Consider the following 22,588-nt stretch of genomic DNA (forward strand, 5'->3'; position numbering starts at 1 on the left):
GTGCTTGGTTGTGCTCCGCGGCGCATGCTGTGAGCAAGGTCCCAGCGTGCGGCCCTCCACCGGCCGCACGCCCGCCGCTACAGTCCGTCGCGAGGGTCGGTTTACCTGCGAGTAGGTCTATCGGAAGGCACAGCACATGGCGCGCGAGTCGGAGTCGGGACTGCCCATCGAGCCGGTGTACGGGCCGGATGCGCTGGAGGGCTGGGACCCGGCGGAGAAGCTGGGGGACCCTGGTTCGTACCCGTTCACGCGCGGTGTGTATCCGACCATGTACACGGGCCGGCCCTGGACGATGCGGCAGTACGCGGGTTTCGGTACGGCGGTCGAGTCGAACGCCCGGTACAAGCAGCTGATCGCCAACGGCACCATGGGGCTGTCGGTGGCGTTCGACCTGCCGACGCAGATGGGGCACGACTCGGACGCGTCGATCGCGCACGGCGAGGTCGGCAAGGTGGGCGTGGCGATCGACTCGATCGACGACATGCGGGTGCTGTTCGGCGGGATCCCGCTGGACAAGGTGTCGACGTCGATGACGATCAACGCCCCGGCCGCCCTGCTGCTGCTCCTCTACCAACTCGTCGGTGAGGAGCAGGGCGTCCCGGCCGACAAGCTGACGGGCACGATCCAGAACGACGTGCTCAAGGAGTACATCGCGCGGGGCACGTACATCTTCCCGCCGAAGCCGTCGCTGCGGCTGATCGCGGATATCTTCAAGTACTGCAAGGCCGAGATCCCGAAGTGGAACACGATCTCGATCTCCGGCTACCACATGGCGGAGGCGGGTGCCTCGCCCGCGCAGGAGATCGCCTTCACCCTCGCCGACGGCATCGAGTACGTCCGCACCGCCGTGGCCGCGGGGATGGACGTGGACGACTTCGCTCCGCGTCTGTCGTTCTTCTTCGTCGCCCGCACGACCATCCTCGAAGAGGTGGCGAAGTTCCGTGCGGCCCGCCGGATCTGGGCGCGGGTGATGCGCGAGGAGTTCGGCGCGAAGAACCCCAAGTCGATGATGCTGCGCTTCCACACGCAGACGGCCGGGGTGCAGCTGACCGCGCAGCAGCCGGAGGTGAACCTGGTCCGCGTCGCCGTCCAGGGCCTGGCGGCGGTCCTCGGCGGTACGCAGTCGCTGCACACCAACTCCTTCGACGAGGCGATCGCCCTGCCGACGGACAAGTCGGCCCGCCTCGCGCTGCGCACGCAGCAGGTCCTGGCGTACGAGACGGACGTGACCGCCACCGTCGACCCCTTCGCCGGCTCGTACGTCATCGAGAAGATGACCGACGAGGTCGAGGCGGCGACGCTGGAGCTGATGCGGAAGGTCGAGGACCTCGGCGGCGCGGTCAGCGCCATCGAACACGGTTTCCAGAAGAACGAGATCGAGCGCTCGGCGTACCGCATCGCCCAGGAGACCGACTCCGGCGAGCGGGTCGTGGTCGGCGTCAACCGCTTCCAGCTCGACGAGGAGGAGCCGTACGAGCCGCTGCGCGTCGACCCGGCGATCGAGGCCCAGCAGGCCGAGCGGCTCGCCAAGCTCCGCGCCGAACGCGACCAGGCGGCCGTCGACACGGCGCTCGCCGAGCTGAAGAAGGCGGCGGAGGGCACGGACAACGTCCTCTACCCGATGAAGGACGCGCTCAAGGCGCGGGCGACGGTCGGCGAGGTCTGCAACGCGCTGCGCGAGGTGTGGGGGACGTACGTCCCGTCCGACGCGTTCTGAGCCCGTCCACCCGTCCACCCGTCCGCCCGTCCGCCGGACGCGGTGCCGCGCGGAAAGGGAATCCCAGAGGCCAGGCACCCGTGAAAGAAATGCTTTTCCTTCCGGATTCTTGGCGGATTCTTTCCTGATTCCCTTTCCGTGCTTTCCGTGCCAAGGTGTGCACGAGCGGGGGCGCTTTGGGTCACCCGCCTGTCCAACACGCGCCACTGGGGCGATAAAAGGCCCGGGAAAACACCCGATTGCCCTAGGGGTGTCACCCGGCTGCCGCGCACCTGGATCAAGATCCATGGCGTTAGGGCGAATATGACGACAACACATGTGTCAGCCTCGTTCTCCGGGGGCCGAGCCGTTCGGCCCACCCGTGCGGGCAAGTGGACGTACACGCCTCGCTTCGCCCCCTCCACCGGTCGCGAAAGCGCCACCTTGCACGACGGGAGCCGGTGCATCGACCTGCGGTACTCCTCCGGGGTGCTGGAGGAATTCCTGCAGACGATGAGCGGAATCCAGGCCGAGTTCGACCGCCTGGCGCGGGGCCGTGAGGAATGCGCGGTCCCCGCCCGTGAACGGAGCGAACGGACGGGGCAGGCTCTTCATGTATGAGCACTACGGCCGGGACGCGCGTCAGCCCCTGGCGCCGCTCGGTTCGCTCGACATGGCCGACCTGATGTGGGACCCGGCGGAGGAACTCGCCTGTCTCCTCCAGGAATCCGCCGCCCCGGGCAGGACTCCGGGCCGGGCCACGGATCGGCCTTCGGACCGGCCTTCGGACTGGGCGGCCGATGCCGGTACCGTCGCCCCCGACCGGCCCATGGAGCGACTGGAGCAGATCACCGCCGAGCTGCCGCCGGTGCGGCCTCCCCAGGCGAGCCACCGCCGCGTCCCCGCGAAGCGGAGCCCGGTCACCCTGCTGCGGACCGGCAGCGTCCTCATCGCCGCGCTGGCGGCCGTCATCGTGTCGATGGTCAGCGTCTACGGCGGCATGGTCGCCTACGACCCCCTGCGCCACATCGCCGAGTCCCACACCTCCCACGACGCCGTGCGGTGGTGGCCGCTGCTGGTCTACGGGCCCTGGATGGTCGGCTCCCTGTGCATCCTGCGCACCGCCCTCCACCGGCGCCGGGCGGCCCACTCCTGGTGCGTGGTCCTGCTCTTCTCGACCATCGCCATGCTGCTGTGCATCGCCCAGGCCCCCCGGACCGTGCCGGACATCGCGACGGCCGCCCTGCCCTCGGTCGCCGCCCTCGCCTGCTTCCAGCAGCTCGTCCGCCAGATCACCCTGACGCGGCCGCCCCGCCAACGGGCACCCCGGCACCGCAGCGCCGACACCGGTTGACCCGGGCTGCGGTTGAGCCGGGCTCCGGTTGACCCTGACACCGTGTGAGGCTGTCCCGTGGGAGGCGTCATGTTCACCATCGGAGACTTCGCCCGACACGGCCGGGTGTCGGTCCGCATGCTGCGCCACTACGACGCGATCGGACTGCTGCGCCCCGCCCATGTCGACCCGTACAGCGGCTACCGCTTCTACGAAGCGGCCCAGCTGACCGGCATCGGCTACCGGTCCGCCGGCTACGCGCGCGAGCTGTACCTGGAGACCCCCGAGGACCGTACGCAGTGGGTGACGGAGATCCAGGAGCCGGTCGTCAGGACGCCCTGACCAGCGCGCGCCGGAGGCGGCGCGCCCGACGGACCAGGCGGCGGGCCAGCGCGCCGCGCGGCACCCGCAGGCCGCCCGGCACGCCGCCGGGAAGGCCCAGCACGGTCAGGCGGCGCCGCTTGAAGTAGCGGCGGGTCCGGGCGTCCAGGTGCGCGGACAGGTACCGCTCCGCCACCGGGCGGAGGTCCGGCCGGACCTGGGGCCGCATCGCGAAACCGACGGCACCGATCAGCCCGGCGAGGTCCCCGACCTCGCCGACCTCGCCGGGCTCACCGGACTCACCGCTCTCCAGGTCGGGCAGCAGCGCGTCCGCGAGCGTCACCGGCACCCGGTTGCTGTTCTGGTACGGGGTGAGCCGGTCCAGCAGCGGGCCGGTGCCCAGGCGGGCGACCGTGATGCCGTAGAAGCGGTCCGCCGTGAACAGCCCGGTCGAGAAGCAGGCCACCACCAGCGCGGGCCGCAGCCGCCCGAACAGGACCTCCGCGAGGACCGGCCGGTCGTACACGGTCAGTTCGGCGCCCAGCGCCGCGGCCTCCCGCTCCAGCGCCCGCGACCAGGAGGCGGGCGCCACCGGGTGCGGCTTGAAGACGAGCCTGCGGTGCCCGCGCGCCACCGCGCCGCGCACCATCCGCAGGTGCAGGGCCTCCTCCTCGGCGGGGGAGAGGATCCCGAGCGCCGACAGGTACTGGCCGAGCAGCAGCGCCCCGCCCTCCGCGGCGGTCTCGTCACCGGCCCCGGGGGGCTCGTCCGCCGCCAGCTCGTCGACCACCTTCCGGAACGCCTCCGCCGGTACGACCTCGGGCGCGGACCCGAACTCCCCCAGCAGCAGCGGCCGCAGGCCCTCCACCAGCTCCAGGTGCAGCAGCCGCCGCACCCGCTCGCCGACCAGCGGGTCCAGCTTGACGCGGGTCGGGCCGTAGCTCATCAGCCCGTCCGCGTACACGTCGACGGGCGCGTCCGGGAACAGCCGCGCGAGCGTGAGCGCGGGCGCGACCTGGATCGACTCGACGGCCAGCTCCACCCGCTCGCCCTCACCGAGCCCCCACAGCAGCCGCAGATACCGCTCCCACAGGGGTACGTCGTCGGCGCGCGGCGACCAGTCGCCCGGGTGGAACGGCGCGATGGCCTCGTTCCACGACAGGACGGAGTCGAAGCGGGGGCGCAGCCGCTCGAAGCCGGGCATCCGGTCGAGCGGGACGGTCGTCTCGGGCGTGGCCGCGTTGTTGGCGACCACCAGCAGCCGCCGGTCCGTCGGCGCGAAGCAGCCGCTGTCGAGCGCGGCGGCGAGCGTGACGGCCCCGTACAGCGTCGACGCGAGGAAGATCCGCGTGGTCACGCGGCCACCTCCGTCCGCAGGGCCGGGCGCCGGCGGAGCCTGCGCAGCAGCGTCGCCCGCTCGTCGTCCATCGTGTCGAGGGCGGCGCTCAGCACGTCCTGCGGCAGGCGGCGCAGCGCCGCCGCGCTCCGGCTGCGCAGGGCGCGCGCGACCGGCGGTTCGAAGCGGTCGATCGATCCGACATGGTGCGCGATGATCGCGCAGTACGTGCGCACCGCTTTCGGCAAAAGGCGACCGGAATCCGGATCGGCGCTCGTTTCCTCGATGACACGGTCGAAAGCCCGGAGGAAATCCAGCTGGCGGGCGTCGCCGATCTGAGTGAGGGAAGTGGAGACCCCTCGCCGGTAGAAAATGCCGAGTGTGCTCACCGCCGCGAAGGATTCCGCCTCCCGGTGCAGCCGCCATATCCACGGCCGGTCCTCGGCGGTGCGCAGACCGTCCTCGAAATGCAGCAGCCCGCGGTCGACGAGCCGCCGGTGGTACATGCCGGCCCAGGCGTACGGATAGTCCACCGAGGTGGACCGCTCGGCGGGCAGGATCGCGTCACGCGGCCGCAGCACCTCCCCGCGCCGCCCCACCGGCACGCGGTGCACCGTCCGCGCCTTGCCGGTGCACCGCACATGGTCCGTACGGACGAAGTCGCACCCCAACTCCTCGATGGTGGCGAGGAGTCGGGCGAGATGCCCGGGTGCCAGCCAGTCGTCGCCGTCGAGGAAGGCGAGGTACTCGCCGCGCGCCGCGTCGATGCCGGTGTTGCGGGCGGTGGCGAGCCCGGCGTTGCGCTCGTGTCTCAGCAGCAGCGCTCCCGGGAGCTCGCGGGCCGCCCGCCGCAGGATGTCGTGCGTCGCGTCCGTCGAACAGTCGTCGACCAGCACGAATTCGAAGTCGCCACGGGCATTGGCCCGCAGACTTTCCAGGGTTTCCGGGGCATATGTCTGCACGTTGTAGAACGGCACGACGACGGAGAGCTTGACCACGTGCCCGACGCTAGGCGCGGCCCCCGGCATTCGCCCTGACGGGGAAAGGGATGCGCGGTGAACACTGAGCGGCGCGCTCCTTAACCGGATTGCCCATCGGTGGCCGCCAAGTGCTGTTCACCCTTTGTTGCGGCCCTGTTGGGCCGCGAAGCGGAATGCCTTCCTAACGTCCTCGGCGTGCCTTCCACACGTACCGGCAGCAGCAGCCCAGCGGTGCGGATCGCGGTCCTCGCGGATTCCGACACCCGATGGAAGTGGGGCGCGCTCACCGCGCGCCGCCTCACGCCGCCCGGCCCCGGAGCCGGTCCCGAGATCACCGGCTACGTGCTGCGCGGCCGGGCCACACCCACCGCCCGCCAGCTCGCCGAGGTCGGCGCCGGCGTCGGCGTACCCCGCGAGGTGACGGGCGCCGAGTTCCTCCGCGCGGTCCGGGAGGAGGCGTACGACGTCGTCGTCCTCGCGCTCGTCGGCGGCACGGTCCAGGCGATGCTGCACGGCCTCGCCGGGATGGCGCTGCCCCGCCGCCCGGTGCTCGTCACCGGCTACGTCGGCGTCGTGTACGAGAAGCTCGCCGACGGGCTGCTGCTGCGGCACGGCGCCGACGTCGTCCTCGCCAACTCGCGCCACGACGCGGAGCGCTTCCGGGCCGTGTACGAGGGCGTCGGCGCGGACGCGTCGGCGGTGGTGGAGGCCGCGCTGCCGTTCCTCGGCGGGGCGCCGTACGCGCCGGAGCCCGGCCGCGACACGGTCGTCTTCGCCGCGCAGCCGTCCGTGCCCGCGACCCGCGAGGAACGCGCCTACCTGCTGCGCCGGCTGGTCGAGCACGCCCGGCTGCACCCGGGCCGCGAGGTGCTGCTGAAGCTGCGCTCCAAGCCGGGCGAGCACACCACGCACCTCGAGGAGCACCCGTACCAGAGGCTGGCGCGCGGCCCGCTGCCGCCCAACCTCCGCCTGGTCCACGGCCACATGGGCGAGGTGCTCGACCGTACGGACCTGCTGGTCACGGTGTCGTCCACGGCCGCGCTGGAGGCCCTGCACCGGCGCATCCCGACCGCCGTCCTGACCGACCTGGGCGTGCGCGAGGTGCTCGGCAACCACCACTTCCTCGGCTCCGGCCTGCTCACCTCGTGGGACGCCCTCGACGCCGGGCACCGCCCCACGCCCGGCCCGGCATGGCTGGGGGCGCAAGGAGTCGCGCCGGACGGCTCGTACGCCACGGCCTTCGACGCCGTCCGCGCCCGCGTGCGGGAGCTGCTGGACCAACCGGTGCTGCCGCCCCTCGCGCCGTACTACACGCCCGCGACCGCCCCCGGGTACCTGCCCGGCGTCCTCGGCCGCCACCGCCTCGACACCGAGGCGGCGGCCCCCTCGGCGTCCGCCGCGCGGCGCGTGCTGCGGGAGGCGGCGCGCGGGCTGTACCGCCACGGGGTGCAGCGCGTGGCCCCGGTGATCCGCCGCCTGGGGGAGCTGTGACCGCGCGCCCGGCCACGGTGCTGGCCGTCATCCCCGCCCGCGGCGGCTCCAAGGGCGTCCCCGGCAAGAACCTGGCCCCGGTGGGCGGCCTCCCGCTGGTCGCCCGTGCGGTACGCGCCTGCCTCGGCGCCCGCCGCGTGACCGACGTCGTCGTCTCGACCGACGACCCCGCCATCGCCGCCGCGGCCCGCGCGGCCGGCGCCCAGGCCGTCGAGCGGCCACCCGCCCTCGCCACGGACACCGCCACCAGCGAGGAGGCCGTCCTCCACGCGCTGGACGCCTTCGAGGAGCGCCACGGCCGCCCCGTCGACGTGGTGCTCCTGGTCCAGTGCACGAGCCCCTTCCTCACGGCGGACGACGTCGACGGCGTGGCCGCCGAGCTCCAGGAGCGGGGCGCCGACACCGCCCTGACCGTCGCCCCGACGCACGGCTTCCTGTGGTGGGGGACCCCGGTGGGCGCGGTCGGCGTCAACCACGACAAGGCCCACCGCCCCCGGCGCCAGGACCGCGAGCCCGAGTACCTGGAGACGGGCGCCGCGTACGGCATGGACGCGCGCGGCTTCCGCACGCACCGGCACCGGTTCTTCGGGCGGACCGCGCTCGTCGTCACCGACCCCGCGCGGGTGCTGGAGATCGACGACCCGCACGACCTGGCCCGCGCCCGCGCCCTCGCACCGCTCCTCGACGAGACGGCGAGGCCCACCGCCGACGACGTCGACGCCGTCGTCCTCGACTTCGACGGCACGCAGACCGACGACCGCGTCCTCATCGACTCCGAGGGCCGCGAGTTCGTCGCCGTCCACCGGGGCGACGGGCTCGGCGTCGCCGCCCTGCGCCGCGCGGGCATCCGGCTGCTCGTCCTGTCCACCGAGCGCAACCCCGTCGTCGCCGCCCGCGCCCGCAAGCTCGGCGTCCCCGTCCTGCACGGCGTCGACCGCAAGGACCTCGCGCTGAAGCAGTGGTGCGACGACCACGCCCTCGACCCCCAGCGGGTGCTCTACGCCGGAAACGACGTCAACGACCTGCCCTGCTTCGGGCTCGTCGGCTGGCCCGTCGCCGTCGGCAGCGCCCACGACTCCGTACGGGCCGCCGCCCGGGCCGTCACCGAGACGCCCGGCGGCGCGGGCGCCGTCCGCGAGATCGCCGCCTGGCTCCTCGGCCCCACCCTGAACACCCTCCCCCGAACGCCCTCCCCGCCACGTAAGGACCCGTGAACGTGAACCCCCTGAGCACCAACCCCCGCCTGCGCACCATCGGCCGCACGACGGTCGGCCCCGACCAGCCCGTCTACGTCACCGGCGAGATCGGCATCAACCACAACGGCGACCTCGACAAGGCCCTCGCCCTCATCGACGCCGCCGCCGACGCGGGCTGCGACGCCGTGAAGTTCCAGAAGCGCACCCCCGAGATCTGCACCCCGCGCGACCAGTGGGACATCGAGCGCGACACGCCGTGGGGCCGCATGACGTACATCGACTACCGCCACCGCGTCGAGTTCGGCGAGGACGAGTACCGCGCCATCGACGAGCACTGCCGGGCGCGCGGCATCGACTGGTTCGCCTCCCCGTGGGACACCGAGGCCGTCGCGTTCCTGGAGAAGTTCGACCCGCCTGCCCACAAGGTCGCCTCCGCGTCCCTCACCGACGACGAGCTGCTGCGCGCCCTGCGCGCCACCGGCCGTACCGTCGTCCTCTCCACCGGCATGTCGACACCGCGCCAGATCCGCCACGCGGTGGAGGTGCTCGGCAGCGACACCACCCTGCTCTGCCACGCCACCTCCACCTACCCGGCGAAGGCCGAGGAGCTGAACCTCCGCGTGATCCGGTCCCTCATGCGGGACTACCCCAACATCCCCATCGGCTACAGCGGCCACGAGACCGGCCTCCAGACCACCCTCGCCGCCGTCGCCCTCGGCGCCTGCTTCGTCGAGCGCCACATCACCCTGGACCGCGCGATGTGGGGCTCCGACCAGGCCGCCTCCGTCGAGCCGGGCGGCCTCGCCCGCCTCGTCCGCGACATCCGCACCATCGAGGCCGCCCTCGGCGACGGGATCAAGAAGGTGTACGAGTCCGAGCTCGCCCCCATGAAGAAGCTCCGCCGCGTCCCGGCCACGGTATGACCGCGCCCCACCTGGCCTTCGTCGAGAGCCCCGTCCAGCTGCTGAACGTCCTGGAGTGGGCCCACCACTCGGGGCGGCCCGAGCTGACGGTGGTGGTGCTGCCGCCCACCGACCCCATGTCGCGGGGACAGCTGCGCCGCATGGCCGCCCTCGCCCGGGACGAGGGCGTCACCGTCCGCTGGCAGGAGGCCCGCCTCGGGCGGGGCGCCCTGCCGCGCACCCTGCGGGAGCTGGCGCCGCTGCTGCGCGGCGCGGAGCGGGTGCTCATAGGCGACCCGTTCTCGCGGTACGTGCAGCTGCTGCTGACGCTCTTCGGGCCGCGTGCCGTCACCGTCGTGGACGACGGCACGGCGACGATGGAGTTCGCGGAGCGGCTGGCGCGCGGCGAGCGGCTCGTGCGCTGGCACCGGCGGGGCCACGGCCTCGCCCCCCGCGAGCTGGCCCTCGCGCCGGTGACCGCCCTCGCCCGCCGCAGGCTCGCCCCCTCGCGCAGGCGCGCCGTGGAGGTCTTCACCGCCCTGCCGGTGGAGGCGCCGCCGGGCACCACCGTCGTCCCGAACCGCTTCGCCTGGGCCCGCGCGCGCTTCGGGCCGCCCCGCGTGAGCGACGGAGCGGACCTGGTCGGCACCTCGCTCGTCGAGACGGGCGTGGTGGAGCCGGAGCCGTACGTGGCGGCGGTCGCCGCGCTCGCGGCGGCGCACGGCGCGACCCGCTACTTCGCGCACCGCCGCGAGAGCGTGGAGAAGCTGCACCGCATCGCCACCGGGACCGGCCTGGAGATCGTGCGCCCGGAGCTGCCGCTGGAGCTGATCGCCCGGCGCGGCCCGATCGGCCGCACCGTGCTGAGCTTCCCCTCCACGGTCGTCCACACCCTCCCCCTGGCGCTGGCCGGCACCGGGGTCAGGATCGCGGTGTGCGAGGTGGCGCCGGAGTGGCTGCGCGCGAGCGCGTCGCCGCGGGCGCGGGGGTTCCTGGCGGCGGTGACGGAGTCGGCGCGCACGGCGCACGGACCGGGGCTCACGGTCGCGTGAGCGACCCCTCACGGCGATCGCACAGCGATCGAAAAAAGCCCGAAAAAAGGCCGAAAACGCGTGAGCTTACCCACTTCGCTCGCCGCTCAAGCCCGCCCAACCAGGTTTCTTTCCCCTAACGGGCTGAAGTTTTGTAGATCACACGTTAGTTGAGGGGGGAACGCGCCTACCCTTTCATGGGTGAACAAGTTGATGTCCCGCGACCTCGAAACCGACGTTCCCGGCGAAACGCCTCTGCTCGGTGTGCTGCCCGACGCGCTGCGCGCCGAGCTGATCGCCTTCCGCCGTGACGTGCACATGCACCCCGAGCTCGGTTTCCAGGAGTTCCGTACGACGGCCGCGCTCAAGACCCGCCTGGAGGCGGCCGGGCTGCGCCCGCGGGTGCTTCCCGGCGGTACGGGGCTGACGTGTGACATCGGCAGACAGGACGGCGCACGGCCCATGCTGGCCATCCGCGCGGACATCGACGCCCTGCCCATCCCCGACACCAAGACCGACGTGCCCTACCGGTCCACCGTGCCGGACCGCGCGCACGCCTGCGGCCACGACGTCCACACGACGGTGGTCCTGGGCACCGGGCTCGTCCTCGCGGACCTCGACCGGCAGGGGCTGCTGCCGCACCCCGTACGGCTGATCTTCCAGCCCGCCGAGGAGGTGCTGCCCGGCGGCGCCGTCGAGGCGATCGACGCCGGCGCGCTGGACGGCGTGGGCCGCATCATCGCGGTGCACTGCGACCCGCGCGTCGACGCCGGGCGCATCGGGCTGCGCACCGGGGCGATCACCTCGGCGTGCGACCGCCTGGAGGTCACCCTCGCGGGGCCCGGCGGCCACACCGCACGCCCCCACCTGACGACGGACCTCGTGACCGCGGCCGCCCGCGTGGCCACCGACGCGCCCGCCGTGCTGGCCCGCCGCATCGACGCCCGCGCCGGGCTCGCCCTCACCTGGGGCCGCATCGAGTGCGGCCACGCGCCGAACGTCATCCCGCAACACGCCGAGCTCGGCGGCACCGTGCGCTGCCTGGACCTGGCGGCGTGGCGCGACGCCCCGGACCAGGTGTACGCGGCGATCGACGAGGTGGCGACGCTGCACGGCGCGAAGTGCCAGATCGAGTACGTGCGCGGCGTCCCGCCGGTCGTCAACGACCCGGCCGTGGCGGGGCTGCTGCAGGACGCGATGACCCGGCGCTACGGCGCGTACGCCATCGAGGACACCGAGCAGAGCCTCGGCGGCGAGGACTTCTCCTGGTACCTCGAGCATGTCCCGGGCGCCATGGCCCGCCTGGGCGTCCGCCGCCCCGGCGACCCGGCCAAGCACGACCTGCACCGCGGGGACTTCGACGTGGACGAGTCCGCGATCAAGGTGGGTGTCGAGCTCTTCACGGCGGCGGCCCTGCTCGACGCCGGCAGGGCGTAACCCCCGGCACAGCCCCCGGCCTCAAGGGCGGGCCGAGTGGCTCGAACTCGCCCTTGTGCGCCTTGCGGCCGCGCCCGCCGGACCCGTCGGGCGCGGCTCCACGGCACATCCACGCACCGTGGCCCGGCGGTGACGTGCGGCTGTCGCGCCGGGGGCGGCCGCCGCCCCGCGCGCCCCGCCGTGCGGAGGCCGCACAGGCGGCTGTTCGCGACGAATCGATAACGGCTTCCGTACAGGGCTTTATCTGGCATCTACGCGCGTTACGATCGCCGCGAAACCAGCGCCGGAAGTGGCGCTTCGGTCAGGTCGAAGGAGCCCCCCTTGCGCCGGATCACTCGGATCGCAACAGTGAGCGTTGCCTCCGCGGCACTCGCGCTCAGCGCCACCGCGTGTGGCGGAAAGTCATCGGACACCGCTTCCGGTGGCGAGCCGAAGGCGGCCATCGCGTACGACATCGGCGGCCGCGGTGACCAGTCCTTCAACGACGCCGCCTTCGCCGGCCTGGAGAAGGCCGAGAAGGACCTGGGCGTCAAGGGCACCGAGGCGGAGCCCAGCGAGGGCGAGGGCGACCCGGACAAGGTCCAGCGCCTCACCGAGCTGGCCCGTGCCGGCAACAACCCGGTCATCGGCGTCGGCTTCGCGTACGCGCCGGCCATCGCCGAGGTGGCGCCGAAGTTCCCGAAGACCACCTTCGGCCTCATCGACGACACGTCCAAGAAGGGCGAGAACATCGCCAACCTGGTCTTCAACGAGGAGCAGGGTTCCTACCTGGCCGGTGTCGCCGCCGCCAAGGTGACCAAGTCCAAGACGGTGGGCTTCATCGGCGGTGTCGAGACCCCGCTGATCAAGAAGTTCGAGGCGGGCTTCGTCCAGGGCGTCAAGGACACCAACAAGGACGTCAACGTCAAGGTCCAGTACCTGACGCAGCCGCCGGACTTCGGTGGCTTCTCGAAGCCGGACCTCGGCAAGGCCGCCGCGCAGGGCCAGATCGACGCCGGCGCCGACGTGGTCTACGCCGCGGCCGGTCTCGCCGGTTCCGGCTCCATCGAGGCCGCCGCGAAGGCCAAGAAGTGGGCCATCGGTGTCGACTCCGACCAGTACAACCAGAAGGGCCTGGCTCCGTACAAGGAGTACATCCTCACCTCGGTGACCAAGGACGTCTCCGACTCGGTCTTCAACCTGATCAAGTCGGTCAAGGACGGCAAGCCGCAGTCCGGTGAGGTCCGCTACGGCCTCGACAAGGACGGCGTCGGCCTGTCGACCTCGAACCCGGCGTACACCAAGATGACCGACGTGACCGCCGCGGTCGAGAAGGCCAAGGCCGACATCACCGCCGGCAAGATCACGGTCAAGACCGCCCCGTAACCGCGCGGCCGGGACACCCAGGTTCCGCGGGTCCGGAGAGTGCGGCGTGAGCCGCCTCTCCGGACCCGGGCCATGTCCCGCCCCCGGGTTTTTTCCATTCGGGATTGCTACGCGCGTAGAGCCCCGCGTGTCGCGATAGCTTCAGGCCATCCCCCTGCCCTCCGCCCCTGCCCTCCGCTCCTTTCCCGCCAAGGAGAGTGCGTCATCAACGCGTCCAGTCCGTCATCGCCGCCGGCTGCGTCGGCCGCCGCCGTAGAGCTGCGCGGCATCACCAAGCGCTTCCCCGGCGTCGTGGCCAACCACGACATCGACATCACCATCCGCAAGGGCACCGTCCACGCCCTGATCGGTGAGAACGGGGCCGGCAAGTCGACCCTGATGAAGATCCTCTACGGCATGCAGAAGCCGGACGAGGGCACCATCACCATCGACGGCAAGCGGGTCTCCTTCTCCAGCCCCGCCGACGCCATCGCCATCGGCATCGGCATGGTCCACCAGCACTTCATGCTGGCCGACAACCTCACCGTGCTGGAGAACGTCGTCCTCGGCAGCGAGAAGCTGTACGGCATCGGGGGCAAGGCCCGTAAGAAGATCATGGAGATCTCGGACGCGTACGGGCTGAACATCCGTCCCGACGCGCTCGTCGAGCAGCTGGGCGTCGCCGACCGCCAACGCGTGGAGATCCTCAAGGTCCTCTACCGCGGCGCCCGCACCCTCATCCTCGACGAGCCGACCGCCGTGCTCGTCCCGCAGGAGGTCGACGCGCTCTTCGCGAACCTGCGGGAGCTCAAGGCGGAGGGCCTCACCGTCATCTTCATCTCGCACAAGCTGGGCGAGGTGCTCTCCGTCGCCGACGACATCACCGTCATCCGGCGCGGTACGACGGTCGGCACCGCCGACCCGCGCACGGCCACCACCAAGCAGCTCGCCGAGCTGATGGTCGGCGCCGAGCTGCCGTCGCCCGAGACGCGCGAGTCGACGGTGACGGACGTACCGATGCTGCGGGTGCAGGACCTGCGGCTGGCCGAGACCGACCCCGACGGCATTGTTCGCGAGGTCCTGGCGGGCATCGACTTCACCATCCACAAGGGCGAGGTCATGGGCATCGCCGGCGTCGAGGGCAACGGCCAGACCGAGCTCATCGAGGCCCTGATCGGCCTGCGCGACCCCGACGGCGGCGTCATCACGCTCGACGGCACCGACATCTCCCACGCGCCGACCCGCAAGCGCCGTGAGGGCGGCATCGGGTACATCCCCGAGGACCGCCACCGCCACGGCCTGCTGCTGGAGTCCCCGCTCTGGGAGAACCGCATCCTCGGCCACGTCACCGAGAAGCCCAACAGCAAGGGCGGCATCCTCGACCTCAAGGCCGCCCGCAAGGACACCGAGCGGATCGTGCGCGAGTACGACGTCCGCACCCCCGGCATCGAGGTCACCGCGGCCTCCCTCTCCGGCGGCAACCAGCAGAAGCTGATCGTCGGCCGCGAGATGAGCCACAACCCCAAGTTCCTCATCGCCGCCCACCCCACCCGGGGCGTGGACGTCGGCGCGCAGGCGCAGATCTGGGACCAGATCCGCGAGGCGCGCCGGGAGGGCCTGGCGGTGCTGCTGATCTCCGCCGACCTGGACGAGCTCATCGGGCTCTCCGACACCCTGCGGGTGATGTACCGCGGCCGGCTGGTCGCGGACGCCGACCCCGCCACGATCACCCCGGAGGAGCTGGGCTCGGCCATGACCGGCGCCGCGACCGGCCATCTGGAGCACCACGAGCGCCACGACGACAACGACAGCAGCGGTGAGGGCCGATGAAGAAGTTCGACAAGGACCGGCTGATCCTGGGCCTGGCCGGCCCGGCGCTCGCGCTGGTCGTGGCCTTCCTGCTCACCTCCGTGGTGCTGCTGGTCTCCGACCGCGACCCGATCGAGCCGTACCGGATCATGTTCCGGAGCCTGGAGTTCACCGACATCCAGGTCCTGATCCTCAACCAGACCGGCACGTACTACCTCGCCGCGCTGGCGGTCGCCATCGGCTTCCGCATGAACCTGTTCAACATCGGTGTCGACGGCCAGTACCGCCTCGCGGTGATGCTCGCCGCGGTCTTCGGTGCCGCCGTGGAGCTGCCCGGGCCGCTGCACGTGCTGATGATCGTGATCGTCGCCATGCTCGTCGGCGCGCTGTGGGCCGGCATCGCGGGCGTCCTGAAGACCACCCGCGGAGTCAGCGAGGTCGTCTCCACGATCATGCTGAACGCCATCGCCACCAGCCTCATCGCCTGGCTGATCCTGCCCTCCAACCTCGGTGTGCAGCCGCCCGGCTCCAACGACCTCACCACCGGTGAGATCGCCGAGTCCGGCTGGATGCCCGGCCTCGACGTGGACGGCGGCACGATCTACGGCTTCACCTTCGTCGCCTTCGCGCTGGGCGTCGTCTACTGGTTCGTCCTCAACCGCACCCGCTTCGGCTTCGACCTGCGCGCCACCGGAGCCAGCGGCTCCGCCGCCCAGGCGAGCGGCGTCGACGCCAAGCGGATGGTCCTCACCGCCATGCTGATCTCCGGCGCGGTCGCCGGCCTGGCCGGCATGCCGATGCTGCTCGGCCAGACCCACACGTACAGCCTGAGCTTCCCGGTCGGTGTCGGCTTCACGGGCATCACCATCGCGCTGCTGGGCCGCAACAGCCCCGTCGGCATCTTCTTCGCCGCCCTGCTCATCGCCTTCCTCGACAAGGCGTCGGCCTCCCTCGACCAGTACGGCTTCGAGAAGGAGATCGCCATGATCATGCAGGGCCTGATCGTGATCTCGGTCGTCGTCGCGTACGAACTGGTCCGCCAGTACGGCCTGCGCCGGCAGCAGCAGAAGGTGGGCGAGCAGCTCGCTGCCCAGGCCCGAAAGAAGAAGGAGGACGTGGCAGCATGAGCGAGTCCACGAGCACTGTTTCGGTCGCGGCGGTCGCGCCGAAGAAGGGCGGCGGGCGCAGCAAGCTGTCCCTTCCCGTCATCCTGCTGATCATCGCGGGCGGCCTCGCGCTGTTCTCGCTGGTCCGCGTCATCAGCGGCGCCGACGACCTCACCTCCGTGGGCCAGATCTCCGGCGCCCTCCAGCTGGCCATCCCGATCGGCCTCGCGGGCCTCGGCGGCCTGTGGTCCGAGCGGGCCGGCGTGGTCAACATCGGCCTCGAAGGCATGATGATCATGGGCACCTGGTTCGGTGCCTGGGCCGGCTACCAGTGGGGCCCGTGGACGGGTGTCGCCCTCGGCATCCTGGGCGGCGCCCTCGGCGGCGTCCTGCACGCGGTCATGACGGTCACCTTCAACGTCAACCACATCGTCTCCGGTGTGGCCATCACCATCCTGGCCACCGGCGCCACCCGCTACCTGTCGAACTTCACCTTCGCCGAGGCCCCGGGCGGCTCCTCCAAGCAGTCCCCGCGCATCGAACGCGTCACCGACATCACCATCCCGGGGTTGTCGGACGGGCTGGCCGAGCTCCAGGCCAAGCACTGGTTCTTCGTCTCCGACCTCGCGGGCCTGCTCGGCGGCCTGGTCACCAACCTGTCGCTGCTGACCGTCGTCGCGCTGCTGCTCGTCCCCGCCACCTGGTGGATCCTGTGGCGCACCGGCTTCGGCCTGCGGCTGCGCTCCTGCGGTGAGAACCCGGTGGCCGCCGAGTCCCTCGGCGTCAACGTCTACAAGTACAAGTACATCGCCGTGATCGTCTCCGGCGCCCTCGCGGGCCTCGGCGGCGCCTTCCTCGCCATCGTCTCCACCGGCATCTACCAGGAGGGCCAGACCGGCGGCCGCGGCTACATCGGCCTCGCCGCGATGATCTTCGGCAACTGGATGCCCGGCGGCCTCGCGCTCGGCGCCGGACTCTTCGGCTTCACCGACAGCCTCAAGCTGCGCGGCGGCGCCGAGAACGTCCACGCGATGCTCCTGCTGCTGGCGATCCTGCTCGTGGGCCTCGTCATCTGGCAGCTGTACAAGAAGAAGTACATCCCCGCCGCCATCTCGGCCGTCATCTGCGCGCTGCTCTTCGTCTGGTACGCGGGCACCGACAAGCTGCCCAGCCAGTTCGTGGACGCCGCGCCGTACGTCACCACCCTGCTGGTGCTGGCCCTGTCCGCGCAGCGGCTGCGCATGCCGAAGGCGGACGGCCTGCCGTACAAGAGGGGCCAGGGCAAGTGACGCCCGACCTGTGGGAGTCCCTGCGGGAAGCCGCGAGGGAGGCCATGGCGCACGCGTACGCCCCGTACTCGGGGTACGCGGTCGGCGCGGCCGCCCTCGCGGACGACGGCCGCACGGTCACCGGCTGCAACGTGGAGAACGCCTCGTACGGCATCGGCCTGTGCGCCGAGTGCGGGCTGGTCTCCCAGCTCCAGGCCACGGGCGGCGGCCGGCTCACGCACTTCGTGTGCGTGGACGGGCACGGTCAGGTGCTGGTGCCGTGCGGCCGGTGCCGTCAGCTGCTGTACGAGTTCGGCGGCGACCAGCTGCTGCTGGACACCCCCGCCGGGATCCTCACCCTCGCCGAGATGCTCCCGCAGGCCTTCGGCCCCCAGCACCTCGCCTAGACAAGCCACTGGAAGGAAACACCCACCCCATGGACGCGATTTCCGTCATCCGCACCAAGCGGGACGGGGGCGAGCTGAGCCCCGAGCAGATCGACTGGGTCATCGACGCGTACACGCGCGGCGTGGTCGCGGACGAGCAGATGTCGGCGCTGGCGATGGCCATCCTGCTCAACGGCATGAACCGCACGGAGATCGCCCGCTGGACCGCCGCGATGATCGCGAGCGGCGAGCGCATGGACTTCTCGTCCCTCTCCCGCCCGACCGCCGACAAGCACTCCACGGGCGGCGTCGGCGACAAGATCACGCTGCCGCTCGCCCCGCTGGTCGCCGCGTGCGGCGCGGCCGTGCCGCAGCTCTCCGGCCGGGGCCTCGGCCACACGGGCGGCACGCTCGACAAGCTGGAGTCCATCCCCGGCTGGCGGGCGCTGCTCTCCAACGAGGAGATGCTGCACGTCCTCGACACCACGGGCGCGGTCATCTGCGCGGCCGGCGACGGGCTCGCCCCCGCCGACAAGAAGCTGTACGCGCTGCGCGATGTGACCGGCACGGTCGAGGCCATCCCGCTGATCGCGTCGTCCATCATGTCCAAGAAGATCGCCGAGGGCACCGGCTCGCTGGTCCTGGACGTCAAGGTCGGCTCGGGCGCGTTCATGAAGAACATCGACGACGCCCGCGAACTGGCCTCCACCATGGTGGGCCTGGGCACCGACCACGGCGTGAAGACCGTCGCCCTCCTCACCGACATGTCGACCCCGCTCGGCCTGACCGCGGGCAATGCCCTGGAGGTCCGCGAGTCCGTCGAGGTCCTCGCCGGCGGCGGCCCCGCCGACGTCGTCGAGCTCACCATCGCGCTCGCCCGCGAGATGCTCGACGCGGCCGGCATCAAGGACGCCGACCCGGCGAAGGCCCTCGCGGACGGCTCCGCGATGGACGTCTGGCGCCGCATGATCGCCGCCCAGGGCGGCGACCCGGACGCCGCGCTGCCGGTCGCCCGCGAACAGCACGTCGTCACGGCCCCCGCCTCGGGCGTCCTCACCCGCCTCGACGCGTACGGCGTCGGCGTCGCCGCCTGGCGCCTCGGCGCGGGCCGCGCCCGCAAGGAGGACCCGGTCCAGGCGGGCGCGGGCGTCGAACTCCACGCCAAGCCGGGCGACACCGTCACGGCGGGCCAGCCCCTGCTGACCCTCCACACGGACACCCCGGAGAAGTTCGACTACGCCCTGCGGTCCCTGGAGGGCACGTACGACATCGCCCCGGCCGGCACGGCGTACGAGCCGAGCCCGGTGGTGCTGGAACGTATCGCCTGACCAGCCGTGCCCTCGTACGGGTGAACGGGGCCGGTGGACCTCCACCGGCCCCGTTCGGCATGCCGGGATCCCCTCCATGAGCGAACGTCGGGCTGCTCTCACATCAAGGTTCGACGCCAACCACGACCGGGTCGAGAAGCTGCACGGCTATGCGGCGGGAGTGCCGCTGTACCTCCTGCTGGACAGCTGACACTCCGGCCGCCCTGCAGCCGCGCTCTACGGAGAGCCCCAAAGTGGGATGTACCGCGTGCTTGGCATCGTGGAGTACGGCGCCCCGATCCACCTTCCCGCCCCCTTCGACCTCACCATCGACACGGGAGAGTTCCCCGTCAGTTGACCGCCCCGGCGCCCTTCGCCAGCCACACCTCGTCCAGCCGGAACTCCACCCGGAAGCCGAGGGCCGCTGGCGTCGGCCGTCGGAGAAGGCGACCGCGAGGCGTTAGCCGAGGGGTACCTGCGCGAGCGACTCCCACTCGTACATACGGTTGTCTCGGTTGATGATGATCAACTCGGCGTGAGTGATGTGGGCGTGGGCGGGCGCGACCTCTGCTGCGGCGATGGCGGCCACAAACGGGGCGGCCGGGCCCGTCCCGTTGCTGTAGCCGACCGACACGTGTGGCCTGAAGCCCTCGGCTCGCTCTGGAACTTCCGGAAGAACGTCGCCGATCGAAGCCCGGATGGCGTCACGGACCGCTCGCACCGGAGCATCCGGCTGCACCGGAGCGAGGATCGCCTCGGGGTCCACCACAGGGGTTGTGAGAACAACGTCGAATGGCGGCACGTTCGCCAGTCGGCGTTTGGCCGCTTCAGCAATCGACAGCACCTCCTGCTCGGCTACTTCGCCCACGAATCCGATGCCCTGCATGGTCAGATGCAGCCACCGGTCAGGGATCAGGTCGAGCCCACCAACCGGAGCAAGCACTGCACGGTACTGTTCGGCGAACCTATGGACTTCAGGCTGCCTGTCGAACGTCAGGTGCCAGGTGTAGAAGCGTCGACCTTCGCTCCAGCCGGGTCGCCACCACCAGTGATCGCGCATGTACTCAGTTCCTGTCGTCATGCCCCGAGATCCAATCAGGCCGTACCTTCTCCTGGCGAGAGCGCAAGGCGCCGCGGCGCTGAGTCCGAGCACCATGCCTCCAGGGCCTGTCGTGCCGTGATGGTGACAGAACCAGAGGCGGCTCGGCTGCTGCCCATGAGCTGTCCGAGCTCCTGAACTCGCCGTGTGATGGGCTCAAGGCGTTGCTCCGGCGGCATGGCGAGGACTGGAGCGAGTGCCTCCATGACACCGTCGGGCTCGTCGGTGCCGACGAGAGCAGCGGCACGGCTGATGTGAATCTGTGCCTCGGTTCCGTAGGCACGAATAGGTTGCGCCCTGAGGTGGTCGAGCGCGCAGTCCGCCTCGGCCAGCGCATCACGGTACGCGCCGATTCGCAGGTGTGCCCCGGCCGCGTAGTTCTCCTGACGGGCTGGGGAACAGGCAAAGATGCCGCCGACGTCGTCTGTGCCGACAAGGTTGTCCCTCGCTGCGGCAGCACGGCGCAGCGCGGCCTGTGTCTCATCAGCCGCGCCCAGCCTGGACCATGCGTCGGCTTCCTGGCAGGCCAGCAGTGCGCCGACGCTTCCCTGCGGGTGGTAGTCGGCGCCGCGTCGGGCATGGTTGATGGCATCCCGCAGGCGACCGTCCCAGAACGCAATTTTGCTGCGGGTCGAGGCGACCCATGCGCGTAGCTCAGTGTGCCCGGCCATTTCGGCGCATAGCCAGGCCGTGCGCGCTTGAGTATCTGCTGCGCGAAGGTTTCCCAGGTCGCTGGAGATCCAGGCCAGGAGGCCGCACAGGTAGCCGGACGAGACGTACAGGTCCACGGAGTGCTGCGGTGGCTGGTGCCCCTCGATGAGGCCAAAGACACGATCACGCAGTTGGCGCGTGCGGCCGAACAGCTGGATGGCGTTGCCCGTCAGGTAGTCGCCTGCCAGTGTCTGCACGTCGGCCGTGATCTGCTGCAGGGCGACCTCCCCGACGTTGGTGGACTCCGCCCACTGTGCCCACGTGGCAGACTCGTTGGCGGCAGCGAGGACGTCGTCAGTGCCTGGCACCGCAACGGCTGGCGAGTGTATGGGTTCGACGGGCTGCGGAGCTTCGGGCTGACGGTGGCGGAGGAGGCGCAGGTCGCTTTCGGGTAGAGCCCGGTAGTCCTCCAGGTCGAGGAGATCCTCCACGCTGCATCCGAGCACAGCCGCGGTGGCAACGAAAACCGACAGGCTGGGACGGCGCGTGCTCGGACCCGGCCACTTCTCCCACTTGCTGACGAGGGATGCATCGGCGGCGATGGCCTGCCCTGGGCATGCGCTGATGCGTTCTGCGGTCTCTTGCAGCGTCCAGCCATGGGCGTGACGCCACGCTTCACGCGGGCGTATCCGGAAGCGGGTGCGCATCTCCACCGCGATGTCCGCGACGCTGCATCCCGCAGCGGTCATCTCGCGGCGCAAGGCATCGCGTTCGCCCTTGGTGCCTGAGCTGGACTGTGACGTCATCAACTCTCCTACGTGCAGGGTCGATGAGCTCAAGGTAGCCACCAGACCACCCATGAGGGAGTCGCTTCGCGGCCAGCACGGAGCAGACCCGTCCACCCCGCCGCTCACAGGCACACGTTTTGGCAGGTCAACGTCTCGTGGGCCCGCCAAAAAAGTTGGACAGCGGCGACCGTGACGATAGCGGCACAGGTTGCGACTGTTGAGGCACCCACCAACCGAGTGCTGGTGGCCCTGCACGAGACCCCGGCGACCGCATAACGGCCCCGGGGCATGGCCGACTGATCGGGAGTCGACATGCACTATGTATCAGAAGCCCTCGAATGGGTGAGAGCAGTCCTGTTCGGGCGTACGCCGAGCAGGCACAGCCGCCGCTACGTTCCGTCGGCGGCGAACCAGTTCCGACCGGTGCTCATGCCGTCGCCGGAGGGCTGGGCCGCCGTACTCGCGCGGGCCCGCAAGCGCCGCGCCTTCAACGCCGCACTCCCCGCCTTCCCTTCCGTACGCCTCTACGTGCTCTGCCCGGAGGAACGCGAACGTGCCCTTATTGCGAGGGCCAGGTTTTCGCCGGGCCTCCTCGCGAACCTGGACAGCGTGGAGGCGGGCCGATGATGCCGAGCCGTGTGGAGCCATGGACTCCGCCGCAAGGCCCCGACGTCACGCTGCTCCCGGCCGGACGCTGGTGGGACGCCGTGAGGGTGCCCTCCTCCCTTGGGTCCCGCGTCCTTGCGCGGCTGGGCGAGAACAGTGGTGCCGTCATCGAGGACGGGTTCGGAGCCATCCTCTACTGGCTCGTGTGGCCCGGCGCGGCGGATGAGTGGGTGCTGCTGCAGCCCTCCGTGAGTATCTGCGGCGCGACAACGTACGTCGCCGTGCCGCCCGTGACCTACACGGAAGGTCCCGGACTGCGCTGGGCCACGCCGCTCAGCCCGACCCGATACCTCACCGACCCGGAGTTGTTGCGCGCCGCTCTCGCAACGGAGATCGATGCCGTGATGGGCCGGCGAGCGGGTCAGGGGCGTGCGCAGTGACCGACCGGCCGAACGAGCCCCGTCTTTTCGTGCTGGGGACCCTTCTGCTGCCGTGCGAGCC

Annotated in this window: 19 protein-coding genes and 2 pseudogenes; 17 read left to right on the forward strand and 4 right to left on the reverse strand. The window is 71.3% G+C overall.

The annotated features are described in order from the left end of the window. Window positions 1-136: 136 nt before the first annotated feature. The 3 genes and pseudogenes from ACIRNI_RS09345 to ACIRNI_RS09355 form a co-directional block, all read left to right on the forward strand. Entirely contained in the window at window positions 137-1,717 is a 1,581-nt protein-coding gene (locus ACIRNI_RS09345) for a methylmalonyl-CoA mutase (RefSeq protein ID WP_403549767.1), read from the forward strand. Window positions 1,718-2,309: 592 nt separating this feature from the next. Continuing rightward, window positions 2,310-3,050 carry a DUF2637 domain-containing protein gene (locus ACIRNI_RS09350; protein ID WP_403549769.1) on the forward strand — a complete coding sequence of 247 codons (741 nt, stop codon included), beginning with the start codon at window positions 2,310-2,312 and terminating at the stop codon, window positions 3,048-3,050. 69 nt (window positions 3,051-3,119) lie between these two features. Beyond that, window positions 3,120-3,257 (forward strand): annotated as a pseudogene (locus ACIRNI_RS09355) (MerR family DNA-binding transcriptional regulator); the annotation flags it as partial. Between the two features lie 100 nt (window positions 3,258-3,357). On the opposite strand, the gene ACIRNI_RS09360 reads toward ACIRNI_RS09355, so the two are convergent. Then, complete coding sequence (locus tag ACIRNI_RS09360) at window positions 3,358-4,707, reverse strand: polysialyltransferase family glycosyltransferase (RefSeq protein ID WP_403549771.1); 1,350 nt, start codon at window positions 4,705-4,707, stop codon at window positions 3,358-3,360. Next, window positions 4,704-5,684 carry a glycosyltransferase family 2 protein gene (locus ACIRNI_RS09365; RefSeq protein WP_403549773.1) on the reverse strand — a complete coding sequence of 327 codons (981 nt, stop codon included), beginning with the start codon at window positions 5,682-5,684 and terminating at the stop codon, window positions 4,704-4,706. Before ACIRNI_RS09365 ends, ACIRNI_RS09360 begins: the two co-directional genes overlap by 4 nt. 177 nt (window positions 5,685-5,861) lie before the next feature. Here ACIRNI_RS09365 and ACIRNI_RS09370 point away from each other — a divergent pair, with 177 nt between their 5' ends. From ACIRNI_RS09370 to ACIRNI_RS09425, 12 genes and pseudogenes are all read left to right on the forward strand, one after another. Then, on the forward strand, window positions 5,862-7,157 hold the full coding sequence (locus tag ACIRNI_RS09370) for a DUF6716 putative glycosyltransferase (RefSeq protein WP_403549774.1): 1,296 nt from the start codon (window positions 5,862-5,864) through the stop codon (window positions 7,155-7,157). Then, window positions 7,154-8,371 carry a cytidylyltransferase domain-containing protein gene (locus ACIRNI_RS09375; protein ID WP_403549776.1) on the forward strand — a complete coding sequence of 406 codons (1,218 nt, stop codon included), beginning with the start codon at window positions 7,154-7,156 and terminating at the stop codon, window positions 8,369-8,371. Before ACIRNI_RS09370 ends, ACIRNI_RS09375 begins: the two co-directional genes overlap by 4 nt. 2 nt (window positions 8,372-8,373) lie before the next feature. Beyond that, on the forward strand, window positions 8,374-9,276 hold the full coding sequence (locus ACIRNI_RS09380) for an N-acetylneuraminate synthase family protein (protein ID WP_356646707.1): 903 nt from the start codon (window positions 8,374-8,376) through the stop codon (window positions 9,274-9,276). Beyond that, window positions 9,273-10,307 (forward strand): hypothetical protein, encoded by a 1,035-nt coding sequence (locus ACIRNI_RS09385; RefSeq protein WP_403549779.1) that lies wholly within the window; start codon window positions 9,273-9,275, stop codon window positions 10,305-10,307. The genes ACIRNI_RS09380 and ACIRNI_RS09385 overlap by 4 nt, the downstream gene beginning before the upstream one ends. A gap of 192 nt (window positions 10,308-10,499) precedes the next feature. Next, window positions 10,500-11,723 (forward strand): amidohydrolase, encoded by a 1,224-nt coding sequence (locus ACIRNI_RS09390; protein WP_403549895.1) that lies wholly within the window; start codon window positions 10,500-10,502, stop codon window positions 11,721-11,723. Window positions 11,724-12,044: 321 nt separating this feature from the next. Continuing rightward, the gene (locus tag ACIRNI_RS09395) at window positions 12,045-13,088 is read left to right on the forward strand and encodes a BMP family protein (RefSeq protein ID WP_403549781.1); all 1,044 of its coding nucleotides are present in this window, start codon (window positions 12,045-12,047) and stop codon (window positions 13,086-13,088) included. 258 nt (window positions 13,089-13,346) lie between these two features. After that, window positions 13,347-14,897 carry an ABC transporter ATP-binding protein gene (locus ACIRNI_RS09400; protein WP_403549897.1) on the forward strand — a complete coding sequence of 517 codons (1,551 nt, stop codon included), beginning with the start codon at window positions 13,347-13,349 and terminating at the stop codon, window positions 14,895-14,897. Beyond that, a complete protein-coding gene (locus ACIRNI_RS09405; protein ID WP_403549783.1) occupies window positions 14,894-16,003 on the forward strand; it encodes an ABC transporter permease in 1,110 nt (369 codons plus the stop codon). Before ACIRNI_RS09400 ends, ACIRNI_RS09405 begins: the two co-directional genes overlap by 4 nt. Next, complete coding sequence (locus tag ACIRNI_RS09410; protein WP_403549785.1) at window positions 16,000-17,271, forward strand: ABC transporter permease; 1,272 nt, start codon at window positions 16,000-16,002, stop codon at window positions 17,269-17,271. Before ACIRNI_RS09405 ends, ACIRNI_RS09410 begins: the two co-directional genes overlap by 4 nt. Then, window positions 17,268-17,657 carry a cytidine deaminase gene (locus tag ACIRNI_RS09415; RefSeq protein ID WP_403549788.1) on the forward strand — a complete coding sequence of 130 codons (390 nt, stop codon included), beginning with the start codon at window positions 17,268-17,270 and terminating at the stop codon, window positions 17,655-17,657. The genes ACIRNI_RS09410 and ACIRNI_RS09415 overlap by 4 nt, the downstream gene beginning before the upstream one ends. Window positions 17,658-17,686: 29 nt before the next feature. Beyond that, window positions 17,687-18,964, forward strand: coding sequence for a thymidine phosphorylase (locus tag ACIRNI_RS09420; protein ID WP_403549790.1), 1,278 nt, complete (start codon window positions 17,687-17,689; stop codon window positions 18,962-18,964). A 97-nt stretch (window positions 18,965-19,061) separates the two neighbouring features. After that, window positions 19,062-19,301 (forward strand): annotated as a pseudogene (locus tag ACIRNI_RS09425) (Uma2 family endonuclease); the annotation flags it as partial. 102 nt (window positions 19,302-19,403) lie between these two features. Here the strand turns inward: ACIRNI_RS09425 and ACIRNI_RS09430 are convergent. Together ACIRNI_RS09430 and ACIRNI_RS09435 are read right to left on the reverse strand one after the other, a co-directional pair. Further along, window positions 19,404-20,024, reverse strand: coding sequence for a 2'-5' RNA ligase family protein (locus ACIRNI_RS09430; protein ID WP_403549792.1), 621 nt, complete (start codon window positions 20,022-20,024; stop codon window positions 19,404-19,406). Window positions 20,025-20,038: 14 nt separating this feature from the next. Beyond that, a complete protein-coding gene (locus ACIRNI_RS09435) occupies window positions 20,039-21,499 on the reverse strand; it encodes a helix-turn-helix transcriptional regulator (protein WP_403549795.1) in 1,461 nt (486 codons plus the stop codon). A gap of 294 nt (window positions 21,500-21,793) precedes the next feature. On the opposite strand from ACIRNI_RS09435, the gene ACIRNI_RS09440 reads away from it, so the two are divergent. After that, complete coding sequence (locus ACIRNI_RS09440) at window positions 21,794-22,108, forward strand: hypothetical protein (RefSeq protein WP_403549796.1); 315 nt, start codon at window positions 21,794-21,796, stop codon at window positions 22,106-22,108. After that, entirely contained in the window at window positions 22,105-22,527 is a 423-nt protein-coding gene (locus ACIRNI_RS09445) for a hypothetical protein (protein ID WP_403549798.1), read from the forward strand. Before ACIRNI_RS09440 ends, ACIRNI_RS09445 begins: the two co-directional genes overlap by 4 nt. Window positions 22,528-22,588: the final 61 nt, after the last annotated feature.

Source organism: Streptomyces sp. NPDC093546, assembly GCF_044765045.1.
In the GTDB taxonomy this organism is placed as follows: domain Bacteria; phylum Actinomycetota; class Actinomycetes; order Streptomycetales; family Streptomycetaceae; genus Streptomyces.